Here is a 10,119-nt window from a genome sequence, read left to right on the forward strand (position 1 = left end):
TTGTAATAAGTAATACTGAATAGTGAGGCTTCTCAAAAGCTATTCAGTAAAAATTCGCCTTAGTACTCTGTTATACTGAATATAAGTCAGACAGAATAGGGGGTAGAGGAGGATCAGAATATGGAAAATTTAACTGAAATGCTGAAAGGTTCGCTGGAAGGATGTGTGCTGGAAATCATTAGTCGCCGTGAAACCTATGGCTATGAGATTACCCGTCACCTGAATGATCTTGGGTTTACCGAAGTTGTGGAAGGAACAGTATATACCATCCTCGTACGATTAGAGAAGAAAAAACTTGTGAATATTGAAAAGAAACCGTCAGATATGGGGCCGCCTCGCAAGTTTTATTCGCTTAATGAAGCTGGCCGCCAGGAGCTTGAATTGTTTTGGAAAAAATGGGATTTTGTATCGTCAAAAATTAACGTCTTGAAGTCAAACTAGCTTCATAAGATAAGTTATTGCGTCTAATGTTTTTGGAATTTCTTGTTCTGCTTTATAAAAAAGGAGGAAAAATAATATGATGGAAATGTTCAAAAAATTAATTGGTGATAAAAGAGAGTACAAAATGATGATGGCACGAGTTGGGGCTCTGCCAGAGGACTATCAGTTTGTGTTTAAGAAAATTCAAAACTACATGTGGAATTTTTCGGCAGGTAACGGGATGGATATGTTACACATACAGTATGAATTAATCGATTTGTTCGAAGCAGGTGCGGCGGAAGGAAGAGAAGTGCTTGAAATCACTGGGGATGACGTGGCTTCCTTTGCTGACGAACTAGTGGCAAACGCTAAAACCTATGTTTCCAAGTATCGTGAAGATTTGAATGAGAGTATCATGAAGCAATTGAGAAAAAAATAAATGCAATAGATAATACCGACTGATTAGCTGGTTACAAATATGAATTGCTGCCATCGCTATTCAGTTATATTTTTAACTCGGTACTAAGTAGTACAGATTATCAGTGGTACTAAATAGAGAGGTGTAGGTAATCTATCTTCGTAAAACATTTTTATAAGGAGGAAAAAGTATGAGTAATGCAGCAATTTCTGTAAAAGGGTTAAAAAAATCTTTTAAAGACAAGGAAGTTTTAAAAGGGGTGGATTTTGAGGTGCAGCGTGGCGAAATTTTCGCACTGCTGGGATCAAATGGAGCGGGCAAGACGACAACGGTCAACATCCTCTCAACGCTGATGAAGCAAGATGGCGGCGAAGTAGATATTTGCGGCTTTGACGTCCAGCGTCAATCAGATCATGTTCGTCAGAGCATCAGTCTGACAGGGCAGTTCGCAGCTTTAGACGGTATGCTTACCGGGAGAGAAAACTTGATAATGATCGCCAAGTTGCGTGGAGTTTCCAATCCTGCTCAAGTCGCTGACAATTTGCTTGCAAGATTCAGCTTGACCGATGCAGCAAATCAGAGAGCAGACCAATATTCAGGCGGGATGAAGCGCCGTCTTGATATCGCTATGAGCTTGATCGGGACGCCAGCAGTCATTTTTCTCGACGAACCAACGACAGGGCTTGACCCTGAAGCGCGGATTGAAGTTTGGGATACCGTTAAGGAACTTGCCGGCGCAGGCACAACTATCTTATTGACGACCCAGTACTTGGAGGAAGCCGAACAACTGGCGGACCGTATCGCTATCTTGCATGGCGGAAAAATTATTACGACTGGTACTCTTACTGAACTTAAAGAGATGTTCCCGCCAGCAAAAGTGGAGTATATCGAGAAGCAGCCGACATTGGAAGAAATTTTCCTTGCGATCATCGGCAAAAAGGAGGGGATGTAAATGAAGAGCAAAACAGGGGTGTTACTAGGGCGTTTAATGCGCAACATTATGCGCAGTCCGGATACGATTATTACAGTAGCGATTACACCAATTATGATGATGCTGTTATTTGTTTACGTATTTGGCGGTGCAATAGAGACAGGAACGGATAACTACGTCAATTATTTATTGCCGGGAATCTTGTTGATGGCTATCGCATCCGGTGTCGCTTACACTTCCGTGCGGTTGTTTACGGATGTAAAAAGTGGATTGATGGCACGTTTTATTACTATGCCTATCAAGCGCTCGTCGGTATTGTGGGCTCACGTATTAACCTCACTCGTTGCTAATGTGCTTACTATCGTGGTGGTTATCCTGGTTGCGCTTTTAATGGGCTTCCGTTCTAGTGCTAATATTCTAGATTGGCTCGCGGTAGCTGGAATACTTGGGATGTTTACGTTGGCACTGACATGGCTGGCTGTCATTCCCGGGTTGACAGCGAAGTCTATGGAAGGGGCGACAGCCTACTCGTACCCGCTAATTTTTCTACCATTTATCAGTTCGGCCTTTGTTCCTACCGAAACTATGCCAAAAATAGTTCGTGCGTTCGCTGAAAACCAGCCTGTGACTTCAATCGTGAATGCGATTCGTGCCCTCTTATATGAAGGGACTGTTGGCAACGATATTTGGGTAGCGCTTGCTTGGTGCGTGGGCATTATGGTTATCGCTTACTTCTTCGCGGGTAAAGCATTTAAACGCCAGTTAGGATAAGTACACCATCGGTTCGGTTCCTTATGGAAATTAAATATTCTGAAATAAAATATATGTTTGGAAAAGTGGATTAAAATCACATTAATCTTAGTTATTTCCATAGTTGTTGGTATTTTTACTGGTTACACATTTGGCACGTAAGTAGGTTCAGACGTTGAGAAAAAGCAGACTGAGAGAGTTAAAGGGGAAGAGATAATATTTTGACCGCAATTCTAATTGCCATATAATAAATGCAATTTTTATACATGAAAAGCCCACCTATTTCCGTAGGTGGGCTATATCTTTATTACACAATACAAAAGTATACTCTCTTTTTCTTACAAACTTTATGCAATTATGCATATTTAGAAAAAACTACACTTAATAAATATTACATATAGTAAATGGAAACTTATAGTGTTATTCTTTTAAAAGGCGTAACATGTCAATCATTATAGAAGATGTGGCGGCTCCTTGGGGAAGAAGTTCCTTTTTTCTGAAAAATGAATATAGATTCAATATATATAATAAATATTCATAAAAATAATTTTATGTTTTCTTAATTTATTTCTTTACATCTGCATTAATCATTTAGTATAACAGTTTTCACGTCTAAAATAAGGTGCTTGAACAAAGGAGAATATAAGTATCTTTATAACGAGTTCCTAATATAATCAATGTGTTAACAAAAGGAACGCTGTATTATTTTTGTTTTTCTACCGACTAATACAGCTTCAAACAATGGACACAATTGCTACATACCACTTGGAATTAATTATCTATTCATAATTCAGTTTATTCAATCTTTCTAAAAATAAAAAAAAATTGGACTCGTAAATATTAACGTTATAATGAGGGCGTCGAGAGGTAATCTATTACCGACGGAGAAAATATCAAACATTTTAAAATTGGACTGACACGATTACTTTAAGAAAGGTGTGTGCTTAGAAGGGGGATTTATTCAAAATAGTTTAGCTGCAGTGGACATCGCATTAGCTAGCATAAACAATATCAAAACTGCTGGCGAAGTTATTGAAGCGATGTATAGGGTTGGTTGGAGGATAAATGCCTCGCAAATTAAGAGAGAGACAGACAGGTTTAGGTGGAATCGATTACAATGTAACAAATTTTGTAAGCGATTCATTTTTCAAAAATGGTCTATATTCCTAAGCCTAAAAAAGAGACGTAAGAATAGGATACAAGGGGGATTTATTATATGAATGGGAATACTGCAAAAAAAATAGAATTTCAAGCTGAAAATACTGCAGTGAAAAATGAGAAATATCTAGATCCTAAAAAGTGGCATAAACAAGATACTACCTGGGCGTTGAGCCTTTTTGGAACAGCCATTGGAGCAGGAGTACTCTTTTTACCTATTAATGCAGGTTCAGGTGGTTTATTATCATTACTGTTAATTACTATACTTGCATTTCCTGTTATGTATTACTCACATAGGGCGCTTGCTAAAATGATATATGCTTCTAATTCTGCTGATGAGGGGATTACAGGTACAATAAGAGAGTATTTTGGCAATAAGGCAAGTATAATTTTTAACATAGTATATTTCGTCTCAATTTATACGATCGTACTGATGTATTCGGTTGCACTTACAAATACTGCAAGTAGTTTTATCGTGCATCAATTGCATATGAAGGAGCCTTCAAGGGCCATTTTATCTCTTATATTAGTACTCGGTCTTATAGCTATACTAAACTTTGGTCAAGATATCATTGTAAAGGTAATGAGCATGCTAGTATATCCTTTCATAGCTTCTTTACTTTTTATCTCAATATCTTTAATTCCACAATGGAATACGTCAATGCTTAGTTTTTCAAGTGTTTCTACTGCTTCAACAGGAACAGGGTATTTTGGAGTGATATTGATGATACTACCAATCATAGTGTTCTCGTTTAATCATTCTCCTATGATTTCGTCATTCGTTATGAAACAGAGAGCTACGTATGGAATAGACGCTACTGATGCCAAGTGTGCTCAAATACAAAAAGTTTGCTATATCATGACATTCGCTGTTGTTATGTTCTTTGTTTGGAGCAGTACCTTGAGTTTGACTCCAAATGATCTTATGATGGCAAAAGAACAGAATTTGTCAATCCTGTCATATCTTGCTAATGAGCTTAATTCGCCTGTAATCACGATCGCAGCTCCTATCATTGCTTTTGTGGCTATTACAAAGTCTTTCCTTGGCCATTATATAGGAGCATATGAGGTAATGCGTGACATGATTATTAAGTCCGGTAAAACACGCGGGAAAGATATAGGAGAAAAAACAGTTAAGACAATGGTCCTTACTTTTGTCGTATTAACATGTTGGTATGTTGCTTATGCAAATCCAAGTATTCTTGGAATCATTGATGCCCTTAGCGGTCCATTAGTAGCTGCTATCTTATGTCTATTACCAATGTATGCGATTCGTAAAGTACCAGTACTGGCTAAATACAGAGGGAAAATGAGCAATGTATTTGTCATTATTATAGGTATACTTACTGTCCTAGCAAGTATTAATTCATTATTCTAATTCACTATTGTTTGTTCTAGTGCAAAAATAGTGGGATATGAAAAAAGAATGAAAGAGATTATGGATAAGATAAATCCACATTCGAATTTTAAACAAGTAATTTAATGAGGGTAAAACTCTAATATAAAAAGACATGAACAAAGATTAGTTCATGTCTTTTTTGTGTTGGCGTTATTCCTAGAAGAGTGTTTAAAGCAGCGGTAGCAAATAAAATATTTTCACTAGGTATTTGAAAATAGGGGCAACGGGCATCTAGTCAAACTCAATATTATTTTTGGTTTAACTGGTCACTGCTTATGGGCAGTATAAGCATAATCTCTCTTGTAAAATTTCTAAGGCTTCTTCGGGCATTTCTCTGACCTTGATATCCCCACCTAGGAAAAGCAGCCAATTTATTATTTCTGTCAATTCATCGAGATTGTTAACATTGATAAAAGTCTTTAGAATGGCTGTGGATTGGTAAGGATTTGTATAGGAAATTGAAACTTTTAAAGGATGATATTTTTTGAACTGGGCAATCGCTTTTGGACCAAGTTCAATTACAAGGTTAATTGCTTCGTCCCTCTTACTTAGTTTTTCTAAAATCTTTTTCTTGCTTAATCTCTTTTTCGTCGTATAGGGTTCGACATTAATGAGATGGTCGACAGGAAACATCTTCTTCTTTTCTTCCTTTAAGTCAAAGCCTTCAATTATCCAATGGCTTTTTTCTTTATAAAGGTGCAATAGATAAATTGGATAAGACTTGATTTCCTTCTCTTCTTTTATGGTAATCAATAAATGGCTATCCAAAAGAAGGATTTGTATGAGTTTTTCTAACATAGGATGAGGGAGGTCAGAAAGCTCAAGTAGGTCGGGATTATTGGGATTAGTCCCTTCAAAAAGCAAGAGCTGATTTAAAAGAACAAGATCATCTTGCTGGTTTTCTGAGATGAGCCCTAGTAGTTTTTCAGCTAAAGATTGACGACTCTTTAGATAGGGAAGTTGTTGATTTCTTGTGGCCATAAAGGCAATAAAAAGAGCTTTTACCTCATTATCAGTAAAGCGAACAACGGGCAGGATAGAGTTATGCATAACAAAATATCCCCCATCCCTTCCAACTTCAGCCACAAGTGGCATCCCCATGGCTTCAATTTCTTTAATGTCTCTAATAGCTGTCGATCGTGAGATGTTAAATTCTCGTATGATTTCAGAAATTGTAAAGTGGGAGCGGTTATTGATATACCGCATGATAGTATTAATTCGTTCAACTTTTTTCATTTTGCTCTCCTAAACAGTATCATTTTTTGACATGATTTAAGGATATTATAAACTCATCAAGTGAAAAGATAAATCGTTTGATTCATTTAAAAGTGAGGAAGGTTTTGAATATGAAAAATTATACAATAGAAGAAAAAGATAGCTTTATCGTGTTAGGTATTGGAACTGAACTTAAGAGCCAGTACACAGACTTTGCGGGCATAAACAAGGAAAAGACAGACTTTTGGCTGGCCGTCGAACAAGATGGAAGGTTGGACACTTTAAAAGCTTTAGCTACAAATGATTACATTTTTGCTGTGAGTGAAGCGGTGAATAACAAGATGATGTATTACGCTGGTGTCATGACAGAGGCAACGATACAAGAAGAATCTAGAGTTATCCAGTTTCCGAGGGGAGAATACCTAGTAGTTAAAGGGGAGGACAAGACATCTGAGGAGCTAAGTAATAAGCTTACTGGTATTGCATTTGGTCAAGCATTAGCAGAAGCAAAAGATTTTGCCTATGTTGGTGGGCCAAATACAACAGTTGAGATGGGGCAGCGAAACGGCCTAGTATTTGGTGAAATGTGGATTCCAGTTGTTAGGAAGTAAAGAGTTAAAAGGAGAGATGGAATTGTCCAATATCGTAGATTTTAAAAATGTAACTACATCTGGCTTAGAGTCTTCACCTGTAGCAGAAGCGATTGCTGGTTTACGTGCCCATGAAGCACGTTACTTTATGAACAAATACAAGCATGAATTTACGGTTGTACCAGCTAGTGAAAGCGAGGAGACTCTTGATTATGTGAACCGCATTTTGAAAGAAGAACGTGATATTGAGTTTGCGGCCAAACCTTTAGAAACATCGTGTTTTCAAGTGGGAAATATTAAATTTGCCTATGTCTTCTATGAGGATGGTCTTGCAGTCAACGTCATGTATACATTGGATAATCCAAAGAAGCGCGCTGTTGGATTTAAGCTTTCTGAGGGAATGGAGGTACCAAAGGAGTTAGAAGAGAAGTTTAAGTTTGCTAGGCAGAAGTCTAAACTTGCTGGAACAATTCGAGGTTCGTTTTTTGTAATTAAAGGAGAATATAGTGCAAGTTGAAGAATCAGTCATTTGTTGTATTTTAAAAGGCATGATTACGGAAGGTGGGGGCTAACAATCTTGAATTGTTAGCCTTTTTTTACATAAGTATAATAGTCATAGTCTGCTACACGCTACGTTCTGATAAAATGAAACAAAAGGAAATTACTGTAAGGGGGTGGTGGGGTGAGCAAAAAAAGGCTATTTGAGTTATTCTTAGTAACTTTTGCTTTACTATTCCTTCATGTAAGCACATTTACCAATGAAAAATTGAACGATAAATTTGGTAACTTTACCTTCTTTGTTGTATTTCTCATGTTTTATATCAACGTTGCATTTATAGAACGGTATTTTGATGATATACAAAAGTGGATTCGAAATATCATATTTCTTCTTGCCCTGTTAGTAGTAACTTTAATATCACTATGGATAGGTTACTTTTAAATCCTTACTTCCGAGAACGGGAATTATGTCAAAAGTAAAGCCGGTCTACTGTACGTTTTTAGTGGATTGGTGGCCGATAAAATCTTGTATCATGCTTGTAGTAGAAGCAACAGAAAAAAGGATAACAACAATTAAAGGCTGACATGATTCAACTTAGTTATAAAAGATTAATAAAAATATTACAAGAAAACCATCAATTTGAACAATCTTTTTTCAAATTGATGGTTTTTATTTTTGAAATAAATATCTATTTTACAAAAAATATTTTTTTGACCCCCATAAAATTATTTATTCCTTCGAATATATATAAGTAGAAGAAAGCAAATGGAAGAAAAAGAAACAATGAAAGTAAAAGTACACATCGAAAACAACATTGAAGCATTAATAAAATTGCTAGATCAAGTGGGGAATCCGGAAGCAAAAGCTATAATTACCAAAAATATAGAGAAGAGTTATTCAAAGATTGCAGCTAAAATAGAAAAAGAGTAAGAAGAACAAGTGGTATTGCAAAAGAAAACAATAAAGCAGTACAAAATACAGACTTCACTCTAGCGCAAGTAGAAAAAAATAGTCATCTAAAAAGTCGGTCGTGAAAAATATGAACAACAGCAAGAAGACAAGCCAAAAGAAAAGTACTAAGAAAATGTGGTTAATGGTCACTTGTTTAGTGACCATTTTGCTATTTGAAGCAGAAGGAGGCAGGGAGAGTACTAGTGTTGAGTTTAGTAATGAAGATCTTAAAAAAAACGAAAATAGAAGATATCGTATTTAACATACAAAACAACGGTGGAGATAAGGAAGCTTTTATCGTACAGTATCAGCCGTTTATTAGAAAATCAATCTCGTCTGTCTGCCGCCGATATATTACAGAACAGGATGATGAATATAGTATTGGATTGTTTGCGTTTAACGAAGCAATTGAACAGTATTCATATAAAAAAGGAAAATCTTTTCTAGCGTTTGCTGATCTTCTTATAAAAAGAGATGTAATTGACTATATACGCAAGGAGTCTAAGCATAATCTTGTCTTTTTAAAAGAAGATAAGCAAGAGGAAATGTTAGAAATGCAAGTATCGCTTACGGAGTATATGAAAGAGATGGAAAATAGTAACCGTAAGGAGGAAATTCTTCATTTTCAAAGTGTACTAGCTGAGTTTAAAATCACATTTTCAGAGCTTGCTAAGGAATCTCCTAAGCATCGTGATACGCGTGAGCACTTAATAGAAATTGTAAAGATTATTATAAAAGACGAGAAAATGATGGAAGAGCTGTTCCGAAAGAAAAAGTTACCGCTGAAACATATTGAACCACGTGTTAGGGTAAGTCGTAAAACGTTGGAGCGACATAGAAAATACATTATTGCAATGTGTATTATTTTTGCAAACAACTATACATATATTCTTGATTATATAAGAGGGGAGAAGCATGATGAATAAAGGAATTGTGATGGATATAAAAAAACATAGCGTAGTTGTTTTAACTCCAAATGGAGAGTTTATTACGTTTAAAAGAAAAGTACACTCTTACATGATTGGAGAGGAAATCTCGTTTAACGAACAAGAACAAAGAGCGCCGCGTTTTTCAATCCCTTCTTTCTTAAAGCCTGCATCATTACTTGTTGCTTGTTTTCTATGTGTGTTGCTGTTTTTCTACAACCAACCGGAAGAAAAAGCATTTGCTTATGTCTCAGTGGATATAAATCCAAGTTTAGAGGTGAGCGTAACAAAGGATTTTCGTGTTATAGATTTGCGAGCTTGTAATGATGATGGAAGGCGTATTTTAAAAGAAATGAAACGATGGGAAAATAAACACCTGCAAGACGTAATACGTACTATTATAAAGCAGAGTCAAGAGGATAAGTACTTAACGAATGATAAGCAAGTTATGCTAACAGCTGTTACAAAGGACAAGTCGCTAGAACCACAGTTGGAAAAGGCTATGCAAGAATTAAAGAAAGAGTATGAGATAAAACATGTTACAGTCGTATATCAAAGCAGTACGATGCAAATGCGAGAGAATGCCAAGAAAGCAGGAATTGGCACAGGTGTTTATATAAAGCAAGAGAATGAGAAGCAGAAAACGCTTACTCCTTCTGCGCCGCCGTCTAATCAAGAGGAGCGCGATGAGGAGATACATTCGCAACCAAAGTCATCTCCTGATGTATCATCGGATTCGTCTCCTGTAAAAGAAGAAAGATACGAGAAGCAGGAGCGTATAGAACAAAAGCAATCCAAGGAACAGCAACCGAAGCAAATAAAAGAAAATAATGGACATCAGCAAGAAAACAACGGTAGAGGA

The 10,119-nt window shown here is 36.5% G+C and carries 12 protein-coding genes and 2 pseudogenes; 13 read left to right on the top strand and 1 reads right to left on the bottom strand.

Going from position 1 to position 10,119, the window contains the following annotated elements:
* Window positions 1-120 precede the first annotated feature (120 nt).
* From MR071_RS24450 to MR071_RS24475, 7 genes and pseudogenes are all read left to right on the top strand, one after another.
* On the top strand, window positions 121-441 hold the full coding sequence (locus MR071_RS24450) for a PadR family transcriptional regulator (RefSeq protein WP_000429483.1): 321 nt from the start codon (window positions 121-123) through the stop codon (window positions 439-441).
* A 76-nt stretch (window positions 442-517) separates the two neighbouring features.
* The gene (locus tag MR071_RS24455; protein WP_105585148.1) at window positions 518-859 is read left to right on the top strand and encodes a DUF1048 domain-containing protein; all 342 of its coding nucleotides are present in this window, start codon (window positions 518-520) and stop codon (window positions 857-859) included.
* A 169-nt stretch (window positions 860-1,028) separates the two neighbouring features.
* On the top strand, window positions 1,029-1,790 hold the full coding sequence (locus tag MR071_RS24460) for an ABC transporter ATP-binding protein (RefSeq protein ID WP_105585147.1): 762 nt from the start codon (window positions 1,029-1,031) through the stop codon (window positions 1,788-1,790).
* Window positions 1,791-2,540, top strand: coding sequence for an ABC transporter permease (locus MR071_RS24465; protein WP_105585146.1), 750 nt, complete (start codon window positions 1,791-1,793; stop codon window positions 2,538-2,540).
* Between the two features lie 57 nt (window positions 2,541-2,597).
* A pseudogene (locus MR071_RS25900) lies at window positions 2,598-2,793 on the top strand (PRK06770 family protein); the annotation flags it as partial.
* Window positions 2,794-3,484: 691 nt separating this feature from the next.
* Window positions 3,485-3,689 (top strand): annotated as a pseudogene (locus tag MR071_RS24470) (hypothetical protein); the annotation flags it as partial.
* A gap of 46 nt (window positions 3,690-3,735) precedes the next feature.
* Window positions 3,736-5,055: an aromatic amino acid transport family protein gene (locus tag MR071_RS24475; RefSeq protein ID WP_242238188.1), complete on the top strand. Its 1,320-nt coding sequence runs from the start codon at window positions 3,736-3,738 to the stop codon at window positions 5,053-5,055.
* A 294-nt stretch (window positions 5,056-5,349) separates the two neighbouring features.
* Here MR071_RS24475 and MR071_RS24480 read toward each other — a convergent pair whose 3' ends face one another.
* A complete protein-coding gene (locus MR071_RS24480; protein ID WP_105587339.1) occupies window positions 5,350-6,312 on the bottom strand; it encodes a helix-turn-helix transcriptional regulator in 963 nt (320 codons plus the stop codon).
* 110 nt (window positions 6,313-6,422) lie between these two features.
* Here MR071_RS24480 and MR071_RS24485 point away from each other — a divergent pair, with 110 nt between their 5' ends.
* From MR071_RS24485 to MR071_RS24515, 6 genes are all read left to right on the top strand, one after another.
* Window positions 6,423-6,902, top strand: a complete 480-nt coding sequence (locus MR071_RS24485) for a GyrI-like domain-containing protein (protein ID WP_242238189.1) — start codon at window positions 6,423-6,425, stop codon at window positions 6,900-6,902.
* Window positions 6,889-7,398 carry a phage tail protein gene (locus MR071_RS24490; protein ID WP_105587337.1) on the top strand — a complete coding sequence of 170 codons (510 nt, stop codon included), beginning with the start codon at window positions 6,889-6,891 and terminating at the stop codon, window positions 7,396-7,398. Before MR071_RS24485 ends, MR071_RS24490 begins: the two co-directional genes overlap by 14 nt.
* Window positions 7,399-7,563: 165 nt before the next feature.
* The gene (locus tag MR071_RS24495; RefSeq protein ID WP_002146495.1) at window positions 7,564-7,821 is read left to right on the top strand and encodes a DUF3963 domain-containing protein; all 258 of its coding nucleotides are present in this window, start codon (window positions 7,564-7,566) and stop codon (window positions 7,819-7,821) included.
* Between the two features lie 324 nt (window positions 7,822-8,145).
* Window positions 8,146-8,310 (top strand): hypothetical protein, encoded by a 165-nt coding sequence (locus tag MR071_RS24505; RefSeq protein WP_242238190.1) that lies wholly within the window; start codon window positions 8,146-8,148, stop codon window positions 8,308-8,310.
* 224 nt (window positions 8,311-8,534) lie between these two features.
* The gene (gene sigI / locus MR071_RS24510) at window positions 8,535-9,257 is read left to right on the top strand and encodes an RNA polymerase sigma factor SigI (RefSeq protein ID WP_002099727.1); all 723 of its coding nucleotides are present in this window, start codon (window positions 8,535-8,537) and stop codon (window positions 9,255-9,257) included.
* A partial coding sequence (locus tag MR071_RS24515) for an anti-sigma factor domain-containing protein (protein ID WP_305037877.1) occupies window positions 9,250-10,119 on the top strand: 870 nt, incomplete at its 3' end. The genes sigI and MR071_RS24515, both read left to right, overlap by 8 nt.

It is taken from the genome of Bacillus cereus group sp. BfR-BA-01316 (genome assembly GCF_022664195.1).
Lineage (GTDB): Bacteria > Bacillota > Bacilli > Bacillales > Bacillaceae_G > Bacillus_A.

Excerpts from the sequence above, each read along its gene's own strand:
- MR071_RS24475 (WP_242238188.1), top strand. The coding sequence starts at position 3,736 with ATGAATGGGAATACTGCAAAAAAAATAGAATTTCAAGCTGAAAATACT.
- MR071_RS24485 (WP_242238189.1), top strand. The coding sequence starts at position 6,423 with ATGAAAAATTATACAATAGAAGAAAAAGATAGCTTTATCGTGTTAGGT.
- MR071_RS24450 (WP_000429483.1), top strand. The coding sequence starts at position 121 with ATGGAAAATTTAACTGAAATGCTGAAAGGTTCGCTGGAAGGATGTGTG.
- MR071_RS24465 (WP_105585146.1), top strand. The coding sequence starts at position 1,791 with ATGAAGAGCAAAACAGGGGTGTTACTAGGGCGTTTAATGCGCAACATT.
- MR071_RS24505 (WP_242238190.1), top strand. The coding sequence starts at position 8,146 with ATGGAAGAAAAAGAAACAATGAAAGTAAAAGTACACATCGAAAACAAC.
- MR071_RS24480 (WP_105587339.1), bottom strand. The coding sequence starts at position 6,312 with ATGAAAAAAGTTGAACGAATTAATACTATCATGCGGTATATCAATAAC.
- MR071_RS24460 (WP_105585147.1), top strand. The coding sequence starts at position 1,029 with ATGAGTAATGCAGCAATTTCTGTAAAAGGGTTAAAAAAATCTTTTAAA.
- MR071_RS24455 (WP_105585148.1), top strand. The coding sequence starts at position 518 with ATGATGGAAATGTTCAAAAAATTAATTGGTGATAAAAGAGAGTACAAA.